This is a genomic window from Paraplanobispora siamensis (genome assembly GCF_016863175.1).
GTDB lineage: Bacteria > Actinomycetota > Actinomycetes > Streptosporangiales > Streptosporangiaceae > Planobispora > Planobispora siamensis.
This window is the reverse complement of record NZ_BOOJ01000036.1, coordinates 207211-227755: the sequence shown is the minus strand read 5'-3', so window position 1 is coordinate 227755 and position 20545 is coordinate 207211. Positions and strand designations below refer to the sequence as shown.

General features: G+C 71.6%; 17 protein-coding genes. 7 read left to right on the top strand and 10 right to left on the bottom strand.

All coding sequences use genetic code 11. The annotated features are described in order from the left end of the window. Nucleotides 1–67: 67 nt before the first annotated feature. Nucleotides 68–1672, bottom strand: a complete 1605-nt coding sequence (locus tag Psi01_RS22935) for a glycosyltransferase family 4 protein (RefSeq protein WP_239127932.1) — start codon at nt 1670–1672, stop codon at nt 68–70. A 120-nt stretch (nt 1673–1792) separates the two neighbouring features. On the opposite strand from Psi01_RS22935, the gene wecB reads away from it, so the two are divergent. Both wecB and Psi01_RS22925 read left to right on the top strand, forming a co-directional pair. Further along, entirely contained in the window at nt 1793–2962 is a 1170-nt protein-coding gene (gene wecB, locus Psi01_RS22930) for a non-hydrolyzing UDP-N-acetylglucosamine 2-epimerase (RefSeq protein WP_204066122.1), read from the top strand. 62 nt (nt 2963–3024) lie between these two features. Further along, nucleotides 3025–5094 (top strand): glycosyltransferase family protein, encoded by a 2070-nt coding sequence (locus Psi01_RS22925; protein ID WP_204066121.1) that lies wholly within the window; start codon nt 3025–3027, stop codon nt 5092–5094. 469 nt (nt 5095–5563) lie between these two features. Here the strand turns inward: Psi01_RS22925 and Psi01_RS22920 are convergent, their stop codons facing one another. The 3 genes from Psi01_RS22920 to Psi01_RS22910 all read right to left on the bottom strand — a co-directional run bounded on the left by Psi01_RS22920 (nt 5564) and on the right by Psi01_RS22910 (nt 8387). Further along, complete coding sequence (locus tag Psi01_RS22920) at nt 5564–6370, bottom strand: Cof-type HAD-IIB family hydrolase (protein ID WP_204066120.1); 807 nt, start codon at nt 6368–6370, stop codon at nt 5564–5566. Between the two features lie 106 nt (nt 6371–6476). Next, nucleotides 6477–7178 carry a calcium-binding protein gene (locus Psi01_RS22915; RefSeq protein ID WP_204066163.1) on the bottom strand — a complete coding sequence of 234 codons (702 nt, stop codon included), beginning with the start codon at nt 7176–7178 and terminating at the stop codon, nt 6477–6479. Nucleotides 7179–7349: 171 nt separating this feature from the next. After that, a complete protein-coding gene (locus tag Psi01_RS22910; protein ID WP_204066119.1) occupies nt 7350–8387 on the bottom strand; it encodes an acyltransferase family protein in 1038 nt (345 codons plus the stop codon). A gap of 249 nt (nt 8388–8636) precedes the next feature. Between Psi01_RS22910 and Psi01_RS22905 the strand changes: the two genes are divergently transcribed. From Psi01_RS22905 to Psi01_RS22890, 4 genes are all read left to right on the top strand, one after another. Then, a complete protein-coding gene (locus Psi01_RS22905; RefSeq protein WP_204066118.1) occupies nt 8637–11144 on the top strand; it encodes a nitrate- and nitrite sensing domain-containing protein in 2508 nt (835 codons plus the stop codon). 61 nt (nt 11145–11205) lie between these two features. Next, nucleotides 11206–11613: a roadblock/LC7 domain-containing protein gene (locus tag Psi01_RS22900; protein ID WP_204066117.1), complete on the top strand. Its 408-nt coding sequence runs from the start codon at nt 11206–11208 to the stop codon at nt 11611–11613. Nucleotides 11614–11621: 8 nt separating this feature from the next. Continuing rightward, a complete protein-coding gene (locus tag Psi01_RS22895) occupies nt 11622–11957 on the top strand; it encodes a DUF742 domain-containing protein (RefSeq protein ID WP_373872509.1) in 336 nt (111 codons plus the stop codon). Beyond that, nucleotides 11938–12519, top strand: coding sequence for a GTP-binding protein (locus Psi01_RS22890; RefSeq protein ID WP_204066116.1), 582 nt, complete (start codon nt 11938–11940; stop codon nt 12517–12519). Before Psi01_RS22895 ends, Psi01_RS22890 begins: the two co-directional genes overlap by 20 nt. 63 nt (nt 12520–12582) lie before the next feature. Here Psi01_RS22890 and Psi01_RS22885 read toward each other — a convergent pair whose 3' ends face one another. The 6 genes from Psi01_RS22885 to xylA form a co-directional block, all read right to left on the bottom strand. After that, complete coding sequence (locus tag Psi01_RS22885) at nt 12583–12954, bottom strand: DUF742 domain-containing protein (protein WP_204066115.1); 372 nt, start codon at nt 12952–12954, stop codon at nt 12583–12585. Further along, a complete protein-coding gene (locus Psi01_RS22880; protein WP_373872508.1) occupies nt 12951–13361 on the bottom strand; it encodes a roadblock/LC7 domain-containing protein in 411 nt (136 codons plus the stop codon). Before Psi01_RS22880 ends, Psi01_RS22885 begins: the two co-directional genes overlap by 4 nt. Then, the gene (locus Psi01_RS22875) at nt 13345–15603 is read right to left on the bottom strand and encodes a sensor histidine kinase (protein ID WP_204066114.1); all 2259 of its coding nucleotides are present in this window, start codon (nt 15601–15603) and stop codon (nt 13345–13347) included. Before Psi01_RS22875 ends, Psi01_RS22880 begins: the two co-directional genes overlap by 17 nt. 145 nt (nt 15604–15748) lie before the next feature. Next, on the bottom strand, nt 15749–16396 hold the full coding sequence (locus Psi01_RS22870; protein WP_204066113.1) for a DUF998 domain-containing protein: 648 nt from the start codon (nt 16394–16396) through the stop codon (nt 15749–15751). A gap of 173 nt (nt 16397–16569) precedes the next feature. After that, entirely contained in the window at nt 16570–17958 is a 1389-nt protein-coding gene (gene xylB, locus Psi01_RS22865; protein ID WP_204066112.1) for a xylulokinase, read from the bottom strand. After that, nucleotides 17955–19106 carry a xylose isomerase gene (gene xylA / locus Psi01_RS22860; RefSeq protein WP_204066161.1) on the bottom strand — a complete coding sequence of 384 codons (1152 nt, stop codon included), beginning with the start codon at nt 19104–19106 and terminating at the stop codon, nt 17955–17957. The genes xylB and xylA overlap by 4 nt, the downstream gene beginning before the upstream one ends. Nucleotides 19107–19184: 78 nt before the next feature. Here xylA and Psi01_RS22855 point away from each other — a divergent pair, with 78 nt between their 5' ends. Further along, on the top strand, nt 19185–20543 hold the full coding sequence (locus tag Psi01_RS22855; protein WP_204066111.1) for an ROK family transcriptional regulator: 1359 nt from the start codon (nt 19185–19187) through the stop codon (nt 20541–20543). Nucleotides 20544–20545: the final 2 nt, after the last annotated feature.

The following is a 20545-nucleotide window of genomic DNA, read 5'->3' as shown; positions in this document are numbered from 1 at the left end:
ACAAGCCACGTCTGATGCAACCAAACGCATGGCAAACGTGAAGGTTGTCCATGATTGTCACCGACGGTCAACCGGTGATCGACTGATAGAGGTCGCGGTACATCTCCGCCACCCGGCCCCAGGTCCGCTTGGCCGCGACCTCCGCCCGGCCCGCCTCGCCCATGAGGGCCCGGCGTTCCGGGTCGTCGCGCAGTCCGGCGACCGCCTTGGCGAGCGCCTCGGGGTCCCCCGGCGGGACCAGCAGACCGGCCCCGTCGGAGCCGACGAGCTCCGCCAGAGCGGGCAGGTCGCTGAGCACCACGGCCTTGCCGAGCGCCATCGCCTCGACGGGTTTCAATGGCGTAACAAGTCGGCAAACCCGCAGGTCCTCGCGGGGGCAGACGAAGATGTCGATCGCCGACTGGGCCTGCAGGGCCTCCTCGGGACCCACCCGGCCCGGCAGGATCGCGATGTCGCCCAGGCCCAGCTCCTCGACCTGCTCCAGCAGGGCGGGCCGCTCCGCGCCGTCCCCGACGAGCAGCACCTTGACCGGGGCGCCCTGGTCGCGCAGGAGCGCGGCGGCGCTGATCATGGTGGCGAAGCCCTCGTAGGCCACGATGCTGGACACCGAGCCCATGACGATCTCGTCGGCCCCGATGCCGTACGCCGCGCGGAAGGCCGCGCCGTCGTAGGAGGCGGTCAGCAGCGAGTCGTCCACCGCGTTGGGAGCGAGGTAGATCTTTTCGCGGGGCACGCCGCGCTCGGCGATCTCGGCGGCCATGGTCTCGGCGAGGGTGACCACCGCGTCGGCCGAGCGCATGATGAACGCCTCGCGGTCGCGCTGGAGCACGTGCCGCTGGCTGCCGATCCGCTTGGGGTCCCGGGAGGCCCAGGTCTCCTCCAGGAAGCCGCGGACCTCGTAGACCACCGGAGTGCCGGTCCGCTCGCGCACGGCCAGCGCCACCGAGCCGTTGCGGTGGTCGGTCGCGGCGTGCAGGACCTGCGGCCGCAGCGTCCGGACCAGCTCGGTCACCTCGCCGGCGCCCCGGATCATCCGTCCCCGGCTCTCGAACGGCACCTCGCCGCTCGGCAGCAGCCGGTGGTAGGGGATCCCGTCGAGCTCCTCGTACGGCGTGGCGTCGGCGTGGCCCTGCATCATCGGCCAGCCCCAGCTGGTGACGACGTGCGGGTCCAGGCCGACGGCCTTCTGGGCCGTGACGATCCGGTGGGTGCGCACGGTGTAGCCGGCCTGCGTGTACGGCAGGGCGTTGGTGACGCAGTGCAGGATCCGGCCCCGCACCCGCTCGCCCACGATCACCTTGGACTTGGGCGGGATCGGGTTCGGCTGGATGGCGGCCAGCTCGCCGGCGTAGTAGGCGGCCCTGCGCTTGATGAACGGGTACTTGCTGTGCGCCTTGAGCACCTCGGCGGCCTCGGTCATCCGGCCGGCGTCGAAGTGCTCCTTCGCCTCGTTCCACGGCCCCTTGACCATGCGCATGCCGAGCCTGCGCACGGCGCGCCTGGCCTGGCGCGCGACGGGCCAGGCGATCCGGCCCACGACGGGGCGCATGCGCGGCGGAAGGGTCTCCGCGGCCGCTTGCGCGACGCGGACGGGGTCGGTCTTGACCTTGGTCACGACGACCCGGGAAACGATGATCGGATGCTGGGCGAACCCCTTGAGAAGTCCGCGCAAACCGGCACGCGCCGACTTCGCGGAAACCTTGGGGGACTCCGGCGGACTGGCGTCAGGTACCACGGTCGTGACCGTACCATAGGCAACGTTTGCCCCACTCCCACATGAAAGGCGAGGTCAATGAGGGACTCCGCCCCTTCGCAGGCGACGCCGGCCCCCGAAAATCCCCTCGTCCTGCATGTGCTGGGCGCCCGTCCCAACTTCGTGAAGGCGGCCCCGGTGGTGCGCGGCCTCGCGGATCTGGGAGTGCGGCAGGGCATCGTCCACACCGGTCAGCACTACGACGCGCTGATGTCGGACGTGTTCTTCGCCGACCTCGGCCTCCCCGAGCCGATCGCCAACCTGGGCGTCGGCTCCGGCTCGCACGCCGCGCAGACGGCGGCGCTGCTCACCGGCCTGGAGGGGGTCGTGCTGGAGCACGGGCCCTCGCTGGTCGTCGTCTACGGCGACGTGAACTCGACGCTGGCCGCGATCCTGGTCTGCGCCAAGCTCCAGATCCCGACGGCGCACGTCGAGGCGGGCCTGCGCTCCTTCGACCGGGGCATGCCTGAGGAGGTCAACCGGGTCGTCACCGACGCCCTGTCCGACATCCTGTTCGCCACCTCCCCGGACGCCCTGTCCCACCTGGCGAACGAGGGCGTGGACCCCGCGCGCGTCCACCTCGTCGGCAACCCCATGATCGACAGCCTGTTCTCCGCGATCGACCGCCTCGACCCGGCCCCGGTGCGCGAGCGCCTCGGGCTGCCCGAGCGGTACGGCGTGGCGACCCTGCACCGTCCCGCCAACGTCGACGACCCCGCCGCCGCCAAGGAACTGGTCGACGCGGTCCTGCAGGTGAGCGAGCGCCTGCCGATCGTGGTCCCGATCCACCCGCGCGGCCGCGACCGGCTGGCCGCGGCCGGGCTGGTCACCGGCGGGAACCTGCTGATCGTCGACCCGCTGGGGTACGTCGACTTCCTGTCGCTGGTGCGCGGCGCGACCCTGGTCGTCACCGACTCCGGCGGCGTGCAGGAGGAGACGACCATGCTGGGCGTGCCCTGCCTGACCGTCCGGCCCAACACCGAGCGGCCGATCACCGTCACCCACGGCACCAACCGCCTGGTGACCCCGGCGCTGCTGCCGGCCGCCGCGGACAAGGCCCTGGCCGACGGCGCGGCCACTCCGTCGGGCGAGCTGCCCCCGCTCTGGGACGGCAAGGCCGGTCCCCGGATCGCCCGGGTGATCGCCTCCTGGCTCGACGGGGAGAACCTCTCCCCGGCGTCGCAGGCCGTACCGCCCAAATCCCTGTAAAAGCACCTTTTCAGTGCGGCGCAGGCCGTACCCTGGCACGACCCCGGACGAAGGCGATTCCCATGACTTCCCCCGCGAGCGAAGAGACCCCTGAAGAGCCGGCGTTCCGACGGCTCGGGCCGGTCAACTGGCTGCCCGAGGAGCGCAAGGTCATCGAGCGCTTCGAGGAGCGCGTGCGGGACCTGGAGCGGCGCCTGGCCGTCGCCGAGGCGCGTGCGGACTACGCCCAGTGGAAGCTGGAGTCGACCAAGGCCCAGCGGCCCTACCGGGTGGCCGAGGCGCTGACCGGCTCCCGGGGCCCGGGGATGGTGCAGCTGCCCGGCAGGCTCAAGGCCGCGATGAAGCCCCGCAAGGGGCCCAAGGCGCCGCGGCCGGTGGCGGAGGTCGTCGCGGAGCTGGACAACCGCGGCCCGGCCGTGGACGTGCCCCAGGTGAAGTGGCCGTCCGGGCCGATCGTGCGGCCGGACATGAAGGTCGCGGTCATCCTGGACGACTTCTCCCGGATGGCGTTCAAGTACGAGTGGGACCAGATCGAGTTCGGGCTGCGCGACTGGCCGGAGATCTTCGCCGAGCGCCGGCCGGAGCTGCTGTTCGTGGAGTCGGCCTGGCACGGCAACCAGGGCCGCTGGCGCTACCAGATGACCGGGACCAACGCGCCCAAGCCCGAGCTGCGCGCGCTGATCGACTGGTGCCGGGAGGAGGGAATCCCGACGGTCTTCTGGAACAAGGAGGACCCGCCGAACTTCGACTTCTTCATCGACACGGCCAAGCTGTTCGACTACGTGTTCACGTGCGACGGCGACATGGTGCCGAAATATCGCGAAATCCTGGGACACGACCGGATCGACGTCCTGCAGTTCGCGGCCCAGCCCCGGGTGCACAACCCGATCCAGGACAGGCAGGGCCGCATCCACGACGTCGTCTTCGCGGGCATGTACTTCCGGGACAAGCACCCCGAGCGCCGCGAGCAGATGGAGACCGTCCTCAACCCGATCCGCGAGCTGGGCCTGCACATCTTCGCCCGCAACGGGACCGTGGACGAGAAGTACGCCTGGCCGGAGAAGTACGTCCCGCACATCGTGGGCGAGCTGCCGTACGACCGGATGCTGGCCGCGTACAAGATGTACAAGGTCTTCCTCAACGTGAACTCGGTGCTCGACTCGCCGACCATGTGCGCCCGCCGCGTCTTCGAGCTGTCGGCCTGTTCGACCTCGGTGGTCTCCGGCTGGTCCCGCGCCATCGAGGAGACCTTCGGGGACCTGATCCCGATCGCCCATGACGAGCTGGAGTCCTACAACCAGGTCCTGCACCTGATCAACAGCCCCGAGCTGCGTGCCCGCCAGGGTCACCTGGCCATGCGCGAGGTCTTCGACAAGCACCTGTTCTCCCACCGGGTGGACCAGATCCTCCAGCTCCTCGGCAAGCCCGTCACGCCGCGGACCCGGTCGGTCTCCGTGGTCCTGCCGACGAACCGGGCCTCCCAGATCGAGCACGCCATCTCCTCGGTGGCCAAGCAGATCCACCGGCCGCTGCAGCTGGTGATGGTCCTGCACGGCCTGGACATCGACCCGGTGGTCGTGGCCGACAAGGCCCGCATGGCCGGGATCTCCGACGTGGTGGTGCTCCCCGCCGACCCGTCGATGTCGCTCGGCGCGTGCATGAACACGGGCATCGCGGCGGCCGAGGGCGAGCTGATCGCCAAGATGGACGACGACAACCTCTACGGCGCCCACTACCTGTCCGACCTGGTCCGGGCGTTCGACTACTCCGACGCCGAACTGGTGGGCAAGGGCGCGCACTACGCCTACTTCGAGAGCCGCAACACCACGATGCTGCGCATGCCGGGCCTCGAGCACCGCTACGCCTGGCTGGTCCAGGGCGGCACGTTCCTCGGCAAGGCCGACATGTTCCGTCACTACGGCTTCGAGGACGTCACCCGCGGCGAGGACACCCGCCTGGTCAAGCGCCTGAAGGAAGACCGCGTCAAGATCTACTCCGCCGACCGCTTCAACTTCGTCTACTGGCGCAGCGGCGACCCGGCGATGCACACCTGGCAGCCCGACGACCACAAACTGACCCGCGGCGCCCAGTTCTCCTTCGTCGGCCACCCCGAAGCCCACGTGATGATCTGAGCACGGCACGCACCCAGGAAAGACCGGCGCCGGTACGGCGAGGCGTTGTGCACCGAGTGCCCGGCGCCCCCGTACGGCGTGCCACCCACCCTGTACGGCGCGCGCCATCCCGTACGGCGAAGCGCGTCCCCGCCTGCTCGCTTGCGGCCCCCACCCGTCGGCGCCGGTACGGCGAGGCGGGAGGCGGAGGTGATCGGCGCCGGGTGTACGGCGACCGGGGCGGGATACATGGTCGTGCTCTACGGGCGGGTGTTACGGCCGGCCGTCTCAGTCGCTGTCTGGTGTGTTCAGGCCTTCGGCCTGCTCAGGCGCGCGGGGTGCGGTCCTTTTATACGCCGGCCTGCACACCCGCCCGCTCCGCACTCCTCGTGACCCGCCGTACCCATGCGGACCGTATGGGGTGGATCTCTCCCGGACGACCAGAGTGCGGTGGGTGGCTGAAGCGGGGGTGCGGGGCCGTTCAGGGTGCTCAGACTCCGAGGAGTCCTTCGAGCGCCAGAGCCACGCCGTCCTCGTCGTTGGAGGCCGTACGGCGGCGCGCGGCTGCGAGGACGGCCGGGTGGCCGTTGCCCATCGCGTGCGGGACCCCGGCCCAGGTCAATACCGGGAGGTCGTTGGGCATGTCCCCGAAGGCCCAGACCTCGGCGGGGGTGATGCCCAGTCGCGTGCAGATCCCGGCGAGCGTCGCGGCCTTCGTGACGCCGGGGGCGCTGACCTCCAGCAGTCCCTTCCCGCCGGAGTAGGTGACCTCCGCCTGTCCCAGGACCGCCCGGCGGGCGATCTCGCACATCGCGTCGGCTTCCCGCGACGCCGACCAGGCGAGCAGCTTGATGATGGGATCGGCCTCCCGCAGCACGTGGTCCAGCGTCGGCAGCCTGAACTGGACCTCGCCGTGCGCGTCCCGGCCGTTGTGGTAGGAGACCTCGCAGACCACCTGGTGACCGGTCTCTATCGCGAAGGTGACGTCCTCCAGGGCCGTCTTGAGAGAGCCGGCCAGTTCCCTCGTCACCTCCAGGCTGAGGGCGTTCGCGGTGACGACGCGACGGTTCCCGACGTCGTAGACGATCGCCCCGTTGCTGCAGACGGCGGTTCCGACGCAACCGAGCATCTCCGCGATGGCGTCCACGTACCGGGGCGGCCGGGCCGTCACGAACACCACTTCGGCACCCGCGTCCCGGACGGCGAGGATGGCCCGGCGCGTCCGCTCGGACACGGTGCCGTCGCTGCGCAGGAGAGTGCCGTCGAGGTCAGTGGCGATCATGCGAGGGAACGTCATGATCGCGATTATCCGCGAGCCCGCTCCACCCGGCGTTGCGGTGGGGCGCTCGTGGTGAGGCTCGCGGCCCCTGGGGTGGGGGTCGCGAGCCTCGGGTGTTCGGGGGTTATTCGCAGTTGGTCTCGGTGTCGGTGCCGGCTCCGCCGTTGCAGGAGTCGGTGCCGGCGCCGCCGCTCAGGTCGTCGGTGCCGGCGTTGCCGTTGAGCTCGTCGTCGCCGGCGTTGCCGTTGAGTTCGTCGTTTCCGGCGCCGCCGCTCATGTTGTCGTTGCCGGCTCCGCCGTTGAGTTCGTCGTTTCCGGCGTTGCCGAACATGTCGTCGTCGCCGCCGTTGCCGAACACGGTGTCGTTCCCGCCGCCGCCGCGGAGGTCGTCGTTGTCGGCTCCGCCGCGGATGTCGTCGGCCACACCGGCGCCCCGGAGGTCGTCCTCGCCGTCGCCGCCCCGCAGGACCGCCCGCTTGAGGGCGGTCACCCGCACGCTGTCGTCGCCGTCACCGGCGGCCACGTGGATGCGGGTGACGGTGCCCGCAGGGCGGCGCGCGTCGTTGCCGGCCGCGATGCAGCCGGCGCCCGCGACGACGTCACCGGCCCCGTCCCGGATGAAGACGTTGTTGTTCTCCAGCTCGATGGTCACCTCGTTGTCGATCCCGTCGGCGGCCGTGTAGCGGAGCTCACCGGAGGCGGCGTTGAAGGTGCAGGTGCCGGCGTCGACGAACGCGGTGGCGGCGGCGGCGGGCAGAGCCTGCGTACCGGCCAGCGTCAAAGCCGCCACCGACAGCAGGGCGCCGATGATGCTTTTCCTTGCCATGGTCCTCGTCCTCCTGTCGCGCCCCCAAAGAGCGCACTCGGGCTTTCCCACCCGCTCGACGCTAAGGAGCAGGACCCCCGCCCCACCTCGGGAGGCGAGCCGGGGATGTCCCCGGTGACAGGAGTGGGACGAGGTCTCGCCGATCGGGGGCCGGGCCGGGGTACGGCCGGCTCAGGCTCCCCGGTCCGGGCGCCGCATGCGGGTGAAGGCCCAGTTCATCCGGGGCTCGACCGCCCAGCGGGTCACCCGGCGCACCGGTGGCGTGCACAGCGCGGCGGCCAGTGCGGCTCCGGCGGCCGCGATGAGGGCCACTCCCCATGGGGTCTCCGCCCAGTCGCCGCGGAAGCGTTCGGCGACCTTCACCACGAAGCCGTGCAGCAGGTAGGCGTACATGGTCGCCGCGCCCAGTTCGGAGTACCACGTCCGGCGGGACGGGACGGCCGCGAGGAACGCGGCGACCAGGAGCGCGCCCGCGGCCAGCATCGCCAGCCGGATCAGGCTCCCGGTGAGGTCGTCCACCCCGATCGCCTGGTTGGCGTGCCGCCAGCGGATCCACTCGGTCGGCACCTCGGTGTGCACGGCCAGGGCGAGCACCGCCCCGGCCGCCAGCGTGACCGCCCCCGCGATCCGCACCGCCCGCTGCCTGAGCCGGGTGAAGTGCTCGGGCCGAAGCATCAGGCCGAGCACGTAGAAGGGGAGCAGCCCGAGTGTGCGGTTCATCGACAGCTCGTCCGGCAGGGCGCTCGTCCCCGACAGCAGCGACAGTCCCACCGCGACCGCCAGGGGCCACCTGAGCTGCTGCCAGACCGGGGTGGACAGCCGCCACAGGAACAGCGACATCAGGAACCAGGTCAGGTAGTACGGGTCCAGGAGGCTGATGTCGAGCTTGCCGTACATGATCAGCCGGGGGAGGGAGTAGGCCAGCTCGAAGATGACGTACGGCACGGCCAGCGTGCTGATCAGCTTGCGCGCCTTGCCCGAGGAGAAGGTGAAGTTCCGTGACAGATAGCCGCTGAGCACGATGAACAGCGGCATGTGGAACACGTAGACGTAGAAGTACGCGGCATGGGCGACCGCCACGTCCCGGAGGTCCTCGATCAGGTGGCCGGAGACCACCAGTGTGATCGCCAGGAACTTGGCGTTGTCGAAGAACGGGTCGCGGGCGGTCTCCCCGGGGGAGGGCGGCCGGACGGGGCTGGCGACGCTCACAGCCCCCGGACCCTAACGATGACGGCACTACCCTCCGGCCAACACGGGATGAAAGCCCGGAAAACTCATCAACACATGATGTGTCAGGAAAAACGGTGAGTCGTCTGTTCAATTACGGAACGGAGGAGATGTGAGGGCTTCACTGCGCCGGAAGCCCATCAATGCTAGTCTCTGTCCGATCTTCCGGAGGCATATTCCATCCCCTAACACCGCAAGCCTCCACACACTCAGAGGTTGGGACGAGTGGGCATGGGCTCTGGAAACCGCTCGATTCGGTTCAAGATCTTCTTGCTGCTGCTCCTGCCCCTGCTCACCCTGAGCGCCCTGTGGGGTTTCGTCCTCAACCTCACCGTCGGCGAGGGCGCGGCCCTGCTTCGGTCCGACCGGCTCTACGCCACGATCGGCGTCGCCTCCACCGAGCTGGGGACGCAGCTGCAGGCCGAGCGCGCCCAGTCGTCGGTGGTGATCACCTCGCGGGTCCGCACCAGCGGCTTCGGCGAGCAGCGCGAGCGCACCGACCAGGCGGTCGAGCGCTTCCGCGACGCCGTCGCCGGATACGAGCCGGCGACCCGGGAGCTCGACGCCTCCCTGAAGTGGACGCTCAGCCGGCTCGACGCCCTCAGCGAGGTCAGGGCCGGGATCGACGACGGGCAGAGCACCCGGCTGGCCGTGCTGACGCGCTACAACCAGATCCTGGACGCGGTCTTCCTCCTGTACGACCAGCTCGTCGCCATCCCCGACCTGACGATCTTCCAGCAGGCCACGGCGATGCAGTCGATGGGCCACGCCCGGGAGATGATGGCCAGGGAGAACGCGCTGATCAGCGGCGCGCTGCTCGACCTGCGCCTGACCGCCGAGGAGCGCGCCGCCTTCGCCGAGTACGCCGCCGCCCGCGACTTCCTGCACACGCGCGGCCTGTCCACGCTGGACGTCACGCTCGGCAAGCCCTACCGCGAGACCCTCGGCTCCACCGCCTTCGACAGGTTCACCGCCCTGGAGCGGGCCGTCATCGCGGGCGAGGGCGACCGCCTGCCCCCAGAGGCCGAGCGCTGGAAGGAGGTCGCGACCCCGCTGATGACCCGCCTCGACCAGCTCGGCGCCTCCTCCGGGACCGCCCTGGCCGAGCAGTCCGGGTCCCTGTCCACCGGGGTCGTGATCCGGATCGCCGTGGCCGGGGGCATCGGCCTGATCGCGGTGGCCGCGTCCATCGTGATCTCGGTCCGCTTCGGCCGCCGCCTGGCCGACGAGCTGGCCGGCCTGCGCTCCACCGCGCTCGAACTGGCCGACGTACGGCTGCCGCGCCTGGTGACGCGGCTGCGGCGCGGTGAAGAGGTGGATGTCAGCACCGACGCCCCGCTCATCGAGGTGAAGGGCTCGGCCGAGGTCCGCGACGTGGCCCAGGCGTTCGGCTCGGTGCAGCGCACCGCGGTCGAGGCGGCCGTCGGCCAGGCCGACCTGCGCCGCGGCGTCAGCCAGGTCTTCGTCAACCTGGCCCGCCGCAAGCAGAACCTGCTCCACCGCCAGCTCACGCTGCTGGACAGCATGCAGCGCCGGGCCACCGACCCCGACAGCCTCGACGACCTGTTCCAGCTCGACCACCTGACCACGCGCATGCGCCGCCACGCGGAAGGACTCATCATCCTGTCCGGCGCCGCGCCCGGCCGCGCCTGGAGCAGGCCCGTGCCGGTGGTCGACGTCGTGCGGGCCGCGATCGCCGAGGTCGAGGACTACAAGCGGGTCAACGTGGCGCCGCTGTCGGACGTCCTGCTCGACGGAGGGGCCGTCGCCGACATCACGCACCTGATCGCCGAGCTCATCGAGAACGCCACGATCTACTCGCCCCCGCAGACCATGGTGATGGTGCGCGGTGACGTGGTGGCCAACGGGTTCGCCGTCGAGATCGAGGACCGGGGCCTGGGCCTGGGCGCCGTGGACTACGCGGAGATCAACGCGCGGCTGGCGGAACCGCCCGAGTTCGACCTGGCCGACAGCGACCGGCTGGGCCTGTTCGTGGTGGGCCAGCTCGCCGCCCGGCACGGGATCAAGGTGGTCCTGCGCTCCTCGCCGTTCGGCGGCACCACGGCCATCGTGCTCATCCCGCGCAGCGTGATCACCGAGACCCCCTCGCCGCTGTCCATCATCGCCGAGCGTCTCGAGGAGCGGCCCGCGGAGCTCCGGCTGGAGCCGGCCCCGGTCGCCGCGCTCGCACCGGCCCCCTCCGCCGCCCCGGCCGGCGCCCACGCCCAGGGCTCCGCGGGCAACGGTTCTGCGGGCAACGGTTCTGCGGCCTCGCCGGGAGCCGGCCTGCCGCGCCGTACGAGGAAGGTCCCCCGCCCGGGAGGCGCATCCGGGAACGACGCCCCGGAGAACCAGGCCGCGCCGGCTCTCACCGTGGTGCCCGAGGTGACGGCTCAGAACGGGACCCCGGACGCGCAGGGCGAGCCCCCGGCCGGTGAGAGCATCGGCCCCCGTGCCCTGCCCCGCCGCGTACGGCAGGCGAACCTGGCCCCCCAGCTGCGCCAGGACCCCGCGGCTGAGCCGGAGAAGACCGCCGGACCGGAGGAGCAGACCGCCGGGCCGGAGCGGGGGCCGGAGGAGACCTCCGGACCGGAACGGGAGCCAAGGGCGGCGGCCGACCACCGTCCCGAGCAGGCCCGCGCGCTGTTCTCCGCTTTCCAGGAGGGCACACGCCGCGGACGCGCGGAGCACCCGAACGACTTCGCATCCCATCAGACAGGCGAAAAGGAGGACATGTGACCGGGCGCAGCGAGGGCGTCGAAAACGGCATCATGGTCATGAGTCCTACAGAGGAGGTCACATGGCCGGAAAAGTGAGCAACACCGGCGAACTCAACTGGCTCCTCGACGACCTGACCAGCCGGGTGGGCGCGGTACGGCAGGCGGTGATCCTGTCCACCGACGGGCTCGCCATGGGATTCTCCAAAGGCCTCAGCCGCGAGGACGCCGAGCACCTGTCCGCCGTCGCCGCGGGCTTCCAGAGCCTGGCGCGCGGCGCGGGACGCCACTTCGGCGGCGGCGACGTCCGCCAGACCATCGTGGAGATGGAATCGGCCTTCCTGTTCGTCACGGCCGCCGGGCAGGGAACCTGCCTGGCCGTGCTGAGCAGTTCCGACGCCGACGTCGGCCACATCGCCTACGAGATGGCGATGCTGGTCAAGCGGGTCGGGCAGCACCTCTCGACCAATCCACGCCAAGGCTCGTCATGACCCGCTGGATGGATGAGGAGGCCGGACCGGTCGTCCGGCCTTACGCGCTCATCGGAGGCCGGACCCGGTCCTCCGGCGACGCACTGGACCTGGTAGCCCTGGTCACCGCGACCGGGGCCGCGCCGTCCGGCGGCTTCGTCCCCGGACCGGAGCAGGAACGGATCCTCACCCTGGTCACCGGCGCGACCTCGGTCGCCGACGTCGCCTCGGAGCTGGACCTGCCGCTGGGCGTGGTCCGCGTCCTCCTCGGCGACCTGCAGGACCACGGCCTCATCTCCATCGGACGCGCCTCGGCGAGTGAGCGCATTCTCAAGGAAGTGATCAATGGACTTCGAGCCCTCTGACGAGCCCGTCGCGCTCAAGATTCTCATCGCGGGCGGCTTCGGTGTGGGCAAGACCACGCTCGTCGGTGCGATCAGCGAGATCCGCCCCCTGCGCACCGAGGAGGTGCTGTCCGACCGCGGCATCGGCATCGACGACGTCGAGGGCGTGGAGGGCAAGACCACGACCACGGTGGCGATGGACTTCGGCCGCATCACCATCCGTGAGGGCCTGGTCGTCTACCTGTTCGGCACGCCCGGCCAGGAGCGGTTCTGGTTCATGTGGGACGAGTTGTCGTACGGCGCGCTGGGCGCGGTCGTGCTGGCCGACACCCGGCGGCTGACCGACTGCTTCCCCTCGATCGACTATTTCGAGCAGCGCGGCACGCCGTTCATCGTGGCGGTCAACTGCTTCGACGGCGCCGACCGTTACGACACCGAGGACGTGCGCTCGGCTCTCGACCTCGACCCGGACGTACCGGTGCTGATGTGCGACGTACGGCGCCGCGCCTCGGCCAAGACCGTGCTGATCACGCTCGTCGAGCACTCGCTCAAGGTGCTGACGGCGAGCCAGTCCTCCTCCTGACGGACACCTGACGGAGCGGGCGGCGGCTTCCGATCCCCCCGGACGGGAGCCGCCCGCCGCGCCCTACAGGGCGCGCAGGCCGTTGATGACTTCCTGCAGGAGGCTCTGCGCGGGCGAGGAGGCGGCCGTCACCGGCTGCCTGACCAGGATCAGGCCCTGGTCCAGCAGGTCGCCCAGCAGCACTCTGATCACGCCGACCGGCAGCTCGACCTCGGAGGCGATCTCCACGATCGGGCGGGCCCGCCCGACCACACTGAGCAGCCGGCGGTGCTGCGAGCCCAGGTTCGCCCGGGGCGAGATGGTGGCGCCGGTGGCCACCACCATCGACAGCAGGTCGAAGGCCGCCGAGGACGGCCTGGTCCGGCCGCCGGTCATGGCGTAGGGGCGGACCACCGGGCCCGCCTCCTCGTCTATCCACTCGATTTCGTCGCTCATTGTCCCGCCGTCCGCGGTCCGGTGGCCAGGTGTTGCCCGACCCGGCTGACCAGGCGGGCCATCTCATATGCGATCAGGCCGACGTCGGCGGCCCCGCTCGTCATGACGCAGAGGCAGCTACCCTGACCGGCCGAGGTGACGAACAGGAAGGCGGAGTCCATCTCCACCATCGTCTGCCGTACGTTGCCGCCGCCGAACTGCAGGCTCGTGCCCTTGGCCAGGCTCTGGAAGCCCGAGGCCACGGCCGACAGATGGTCGGCGTCCTCCTTGCTGAGCCCGCGCGACGACGCCATCATCAGCCCGTCGTTGGACAGGATCAGCGCGTGCGAGACGTCCGCCACGCTCGTGACGAAGTCATCCAAAAGCCAATACAGCTCACCCGGCACGTGGTCAAGCCCCTTCCCCACCAGTGTCTTCGCTTTCCGACCGCCCACGCCGCCATCCCGACTGCAGCGAGCTCAGCAGCGCCCTCGCCTCTTCCGGCGACCTCTCCGCCTTCTGCGGGGTTGTTTCCGTGGTCTCGTCGGCCGGGACCCGCCCGGGCTCCTGGCGCAGGCTCGGCGCCAGGTTCGCCTGGCGCACCCGGCGGGGCAGCCCGCCGTTGCGCCGCTGCGGCGTCCTGCGCCCGTCCAGCTCGGAGTGCGCCCGGGCCGCCGGGATCTGCGCGGCCAGCCCGGACAGCCCGGACAGGTCGTCGGGGGCGACGCTCCGGACGGGCTCGGCGGCCGCACCCGATCCGAAGTGCCCGGCGTGGGGCTCGCCCGCTCCGGTCAGCACCGGCTCCGGCACTCCCAGCAGGGGCTCGGGGACCAGGATGACCACCCCGGTCCCGCCGTACGGCGAGGGGCGCAGCATGACCTTGACGCCGTGCCTGGCGGCCAGCAGGCCGACCACCGAGAAGCCCAGCCGGTCGGTCTCCGCCGGGTCGAACTCCGGCGGGCTGGCCAGCCGCGCGTTGATCGCGTCGCGCTTGTCCTGCGGCAGGCCCAGGCCCCGGTCCTCGATCTCGACCGCGAAGCCCCGGCCCACGCGCTCGCCGCGGACCGACACCTCGGCGCCGGGCGGGGAGAAGACCGTCGCGTTCTCGATGATCTCGGCGAACAGGTGCATCATGTCGGCCACCGCGCCGCCGACCAGCGTGCCGTCGGGCATCGGGTAGATCCGCACCCGGGCGTAGTCCTCGACCTGAGCGGCCGCGCCGCGCAGCACGTCCTCCATCGGGACCGCCGAACGCCACCGGCGGCCGACCGCGCCGCCGGACAGGATCACCAGGCCCTCGGCGTGGCGGCGCATGCGGGTCGTGAGGTGGTCGAGGACGAACAGGTTCTCCAGCGCCTGCGGGTCCTCGGTCTGCTTCTGCATGCCGTCCAGCAGCTTGAGCTGGCGTTGCAGCAGGCTCTGCTTGCGCCGGGCGAGGTTGCGGAAGGCGTGGGCGACGCCCTCGCGGAGCCGGGCCTGCTCCACGGCCGCGTCCACCGCGCGGCGTCCGACGCTGTCGAAGGCGGCGGCCACGGCGTGCACCTCGGAGGTGCTGCCCAGCCGCTCGATGCCGGGCACCTCCGCCTCCACGTCCACGTCCTGGCCGCGCCGCAGCCGCTCCATGATCCGGGGCAGGCGCGTCTCGGCCATCTCCACGGCCGCCTGCCGCACCCCGGCCAGCTCGCGGGTGAGCCCGCGGCCCACCCGGTAGGAGACGGCCAGCGACACGATCACCGCCACCAGTCCCAGGGCTCCGGCGGCCCCGGCCCTGACGAAGATGGTGACGGCCGGGGGCACCGCCCGGTCGGTCAGGATCACGGTCGCCTGGCTGATGTTCACCTGGATGGCGGCCTCCAGGTCGTCGGCGACGCTCCGCCAGGCCGCGTGCCGTACGGCCTCGCCCGCCAGCAGGCGCTCCTCCATGGCGATGAAACGGCTGTACACCGGCGAGCCCACCACCTCGGTGAAGGGGTCGCCCAGTTCCGCCTGCATGTCGGCCATGGCCTGGGTCAGCAGGAAGTTGCGGGTGGTGGAGAACTCCCTGAACAGCTGCAGCTCACGGGGCGACAGCGGCCGCTCCTGGGCCGTGGCCCCGGCGGCGATCGCGCGCTGGCGGGTCAGGAAGTCCTTGGCGTAGCCGACCTTGATCACGGCCTGCGTCTCGGGATCGTTGTCGATCGCCATGATGGAGACGAGACGCTGGAACACGTCGGGCATCGGCGCGAACTCCCGGGGGAGGTCGGCGATCTCGATGCGGCCTTCGTCGATCTTGGCCCGGGTCGCGTCGAGCTGACCGACGCGGGTCATCAGCGCGTCGAAGAGGACCTTCATCTCCGGGGTCAGGGCCGACTGCGTGGACTCGTCCGCCGAGTCCTCGCGGAGCCTCTCCATGGCCTGGTCGGTCGTCGTGCGCTGGCTGACGAGCGTGGAGCGGTCCGCGTCCGAGCGGCTGGCCAGATACTCGGCCGACATGAGGTGCTCGCGCTGCAGGGCGATGAGGAGCGCGTCACCGGGTTTGATGACGCCGTCGTGGAGCGCGCTGACGTTGAGCATGCCTACTGCGTCGCCCACGGTCGTGGTGGCCGCGAAGCCCCACAGCGCCACCAGGGAGGTGAGGGGGACGACCAGGAGCGCCGAGACCTTGAACCGGATGGACCTGCTCGATGCCATGTCACCTCGACGGCTCGGTCTGGGAGCGCCAGAGGAGAGGACCCCTCCGGGCGATCGCTAGATCGCCGACGAGAATAGCACTGACCTGCCCTGTTACTTTGTCCTATTTGTGATATGTCAGGAAATAGTCATGTACGGTGACAAGTCATCCCAGAGTGACCTGCGCGGCGCGTGTGCTGCGGACCCAGGTCAGCTGGAGGAGCCGTACGGCCAGCAGACCGACGAGCGCGACCTCGGCGCCCAGCAGCACCCGCTCGACCAGACCGATCAGCACCCGGTCCCCGGGCAGCGCCACATAGGTGATCGCCAGCACCCCGAACCCGCCGGCCAGCGACAGCCACTCCACCGGCCGCGCCACCGCCCGCCACCGCTCGTCCCCGGCGAAGCGCCCCACCATCAGCGCCCCCGCCACCGGCATCGCGACGAACGCCAGGACCGACACGTAACGGTGCACCTGCGCGCCCATGTCCAGCGCCAGCCCCGGCGCGGTGGTCGGCACGACCGCGATGAGCACCAGCGCCCCGCTCCACACCAGCATCAGCCGCTCCGCCGCCGTCCCCACCGGCGCCTTCGCCGTGCGCAACCCGGCGACCAGCGCGAAGGACGCGACGCCCAGCGAGAGCATGGCGAACTCGGTCGCGCCGCCGCGGTCCAGCACGGCGTACTCGCTGATCGTCAGGTTCAGCGGGTCGAGATAGGGGTCGGGGTCGATCTGCCCCACCACCGCCGCGACGGCCGCCATCAGGATGCCGACGCAGGCGATCAGGGGGTAGAACATCTTCAACCGGAGCATGTCCCCACACTGTCCCCGGAGCACCCCCGCGAACATCGGGAACGGCCCCTGGCCCGACCCTGACCCACCCCTGAGATCCCACCCCGAGACCCCGGCCCGAGGGGGAACGGCCGGACCCCGCACTCCCCCTCACACCGGTACGGCGGGTGCGGGATCCGGCACGGCCTCCGGGATCAGTCCAGGCCGCGGACCTCGGCGTAGCGGGCCCTCACCGAGGGGTCGGGGTCGGCCTCGTAGACCTCGGTCCCGCTCACCTGCCAGGCGGGCGGCTCCTCGCTCCCGGCCAGCAGCCAGGCGGCCTGGCGCGCGGCCCCGTCGGCGACGTACTCCCCGGGCGTGGGCACGACCACCGGCCGGCCGAAGACCGCCGGGGCGATCCGCCGTACGGCCCGCGACCTGGCCCCGCCGCCGATCAGCAGCACCCTGGCCGGGTCGAGCCCCAGCGCGTCGAAGGCGTCCGCCAGATGGCAGAGCATGCCCTCGACCGCCGCCCTGGCCAGATGGGCGGGAGTCGAGGTGCCCAGGGTCAGGCCGTGCAGCGACCCGGTGGCATCCGGCAGGTTGGGGGTCCGCTCCCCCTCCAGGTACGGCACGCAGACCAGGCCGCCCGCCCCCGGCGGCGCGGACAGGGCCAGCTCGTCCAGCTTGTCGAGGCCGACGCCGAGCATCCGCGCGGCGGCGTCGAGCACCCGGGCCGCGTTGAGCGTGCACACCAGCGGCAGGAACCGCCCGGTCGCGTCGGCGAACCCGGCCACGATCCCGGTGGGGTCCGCGCTCGGCGCCTGCGCGACCGCGAACGCCGTACCGGAGGTGCCGATCGAGACCACAACGTCCCCGGGCAGCGCCCCCACCCCGAGGGCCGCGGCCATGTTGTCCCCGGTGCCGGGCGCGAGCCGGGCGCCCGGACCGGGGCCGCGGGCGAGGCGGACCTCGCCCGCGCCGTCCCGGGGGCCCAGCACCCTGGGGAGCTGCGGGACGGAACCGAAGGCGGCCTGGAGCAGGTCGGTCCGGTACTCCCCGGTCGCGGGGGACCAGTAGCCGGTTCCGGACGCGTCACCGCGGTCGGTGACGAGCTCCCCGGCCGCGCCGCCCATCCGCCACGTCAGCCAGTCGTGCGGCAGGCACACCGAGGCGGTGCGGCGGGCGCTGTCCGGCTCGTGCTCGGCCAGCCAGCGCAGCTTGCTCACCGTGAACGACGCGACCGGCACGCTGCCGACCGCCTCGGCCCACTTCACCGGCCCGCCCAGCTCCTCCACCAGGTCCACGGCGGCGCGCGCGGACCGGGTGTCGTTCCAGAGCAGCGCCTTTCTCACGACATTTCCGGACTCGTCGAGGCAGACCATGCCGTGCTGCTGCGCCGCCACGCTCATCGCCGCGACGTCGTCCAGCCCGCCGGCCTGCTCGACCGCCTCCGTCAGCGCCGTCCACCAGGCCCCCGGATCGACCTCGGTGCCGTCCGGATGGGCCGCCCGGCCCTGGCGGACCAGGGCGCCGGTGCCGGCGTCCCTGATCACCACCTTGCAGCTCTGGGTGGAGGAGTCCACCCCGGCCACGAGTGTCATCCGCGCACTCCGAGCAGGTGCTCGAGGGCGAGCTGGTTCAGGCGCGTGAAGTGGAAGCCGCGCTCGGCGGCGGCGTCGAGGTCGAAGTCGTCGCGGGCCAGGTCCTCGACGGTCTCGCCGGGGGCCAGCGTGGGCTGGGCCAGCTCGTCGACCCGGCTGGCGGCCAGCGCCTGCTGCACCTCGGGGTCGGCGCGGAAGGCCTTCGACTTCTCCTTCAGGATCAGGTAGGTGCGCATGTTGGCGGCGGCCGACTCCCACACGTCGGCGGCGTCGTCGGTGCGCAGCGGCTTGTAGTCGAAGTGCCGGGGACCGTCGTAGCCCCCGTTCTCCAGCAGGTCGACCAGGAAGAAGGCGCTCTTGACGTCGCCGTGGCCGAAGATGAGGTCCTGGTCGTACTTGGGACCGTGCTGGCCGTTGAGGTCGATGTGGAAGAGCTTGCCGTGCCACAGGGCCTGGGCGATGCCGTGCACGAAGTTGAGCCCGGCCATCTGCTCGTGGCCCACCTCGGGGTTGAGGCCGACCCGCTCGGGGTGCTCCAGCTCGTTGATGAAGGCGAGCGCGTGGCCGACGGTCGGCAGCAGGATGTCGCCGCGCGGCTCGTTCGGCTTGGGCTCCAGGGCGAACCGGATGTCGTAGCCCTTGTCGATCACGTAGGAGGTCAGCAGGTCGAGCCCCTCCTTGTAGCGGTCGAGCGCGGCCTTGACGTCCTTGGCGGCGTCGGACTCGGCGCCCTCGCGCCCGCCCCAGCAGACGTAGGTGGTCGCGCCCAGCTCGGCGGCCAGGTCGATGTTGCGGATGACCTTGCGCAGCGCGTAGCGCCGGACGTCGCGGTCGTTGCTGGTGAACGCGCCGTCCTTGAAGACCGGGTGGGTGAACAGGTTGGTGGTGGCCATCGGGACCTTGAGCCCGGTCTCGGCCAGCGCCCCCTTGAACCGTTCGATCGCCTTGTCCCGGTCGTGCTCGACGGCCAGCAGGTCGTCGTCGTGGAAGGTCACGCCGTACGCGCCGAGCTCGGCGAGCCTGTGGACCGATTCCACCGGGTCGAGAGCGGCGCGGGTGGCGTCGCCGAACGGGTCGCGGGCCTGCCATCCGACCGTCCACAGGCCGAAGGTGAAGCGGTCCTGCGGGGTGGGCGTGTAGGCGTTCATGAGGCGGTCCTCCATTTAATCCACGTTATGGACTTAATATGAGTCCGGAGAGTGGGATCGTCAAGGGGTGGGTGTTCCATGACACAGGCCGTGCGCCACGACTCGATGCGCGCCCGCAATCTGGGCCTGGTCCTCAGCGAGGTCCGCAGGAGCGGCCCGGTCACCCGCGCCGCGCTGGCGGAGATCACCGGCCTGACCAAGACGACCGTCTCCAAGATGGTCGGCGACCTGATCGAGGCCGGGATGGTCACCGAGACGGGCACGCTCCGCGACGGCGAGCGCGGCCGGCCCGGCACGGCGGTCAGCCTGAGCGGTGAGCGGGTGGCGGCGCTCGGCCTGGAGATCAACGTCGACTACCTCTCCGCGTGCGTCGTGGACCTCACCCTCACCGTACGGCTGCGCTATACACAGGCTGTGGACAACAGGGTCGCGTCTCCTGTGGAAACCCTTGCCCGCCTGCAAAAACTTATCCACAGGGCTGTGGACGAAGCCCGGTCGGCCGGGCTCGTCATCGCCGGTTCCACCCTCGCGGTCCCCGGTCCCGTCAACGGCGGCCTGCTGCACAGCGCCCCCAACCTCGGCTGGCACGACGTCCGCGTCGGCGACCTGCTGGTCCCCGACGGCGGGCTGCCGGGCGTGGAGGTGGAGAACGAGGCCAACCTCGCCGCGCTGGGCGAGCTCTGGTTCGGCACCGGCCACGGCGACTTCCTGCACGTGTCCGGGGAGATCGGCATCGGCGCCGGCCTGGTGGTCGGCGGCGCCCTCTTCCGCGGCGCCCGCGGCCTGGCGGGCGAGCTGGGGCACGTGGTCGTCTCCCCCGACGGGCCCGCCTGCCGCTGCGGCAGCCGGGGATGCCTGGAGCAGTACGCCGGGCAGGAGGCCCTGCTGCGCGCCGCCGGCCTGCCGGCCCCGGCCCCGAGGACCGCCCCGGACGCGACCGCCCCAGACCTAACCGCCTCGGGCTTAACTGTCTCGGACGGTGCCACCCCGGACGGCGCCACCCCGGACGGCGCCGCCCCGGACGGCGCCGCCGCGATCTCGGGCGCCCCTGTGGCCCCGGGCGCTCCCGTGGCCCCGGGCGGCGTAGCGGAGCTGGTCGCCCGCCTGCGGGACGGCGACGGTCCCGCGCTGGAGGCCTGCGCCCGCGCCGGGCGGGCCCTGGGCATCGCGCTCACCTCGGCGACCCACCTGCTCGACCCCGGCACCATCGTGCTGGGCGGCGTCTTCGCGCCGCTGTTCCCCTGGATCTCCGGCCCGGTCCGCGACGCGATGACCGAGCGGCTGACCGCGATGCGCCACGCCGTACCCGAGATCACCGTCTCCCGGCTCGGCGCCGACGCGGCCACCCTCGGGGCGGCCGGGCAGGTCATCCACCGGGTCATCGCCGACCCGGGCCTCCACCTGGCCGCGGCCCGCACGGCACCCGCCCCGCGGTGAGG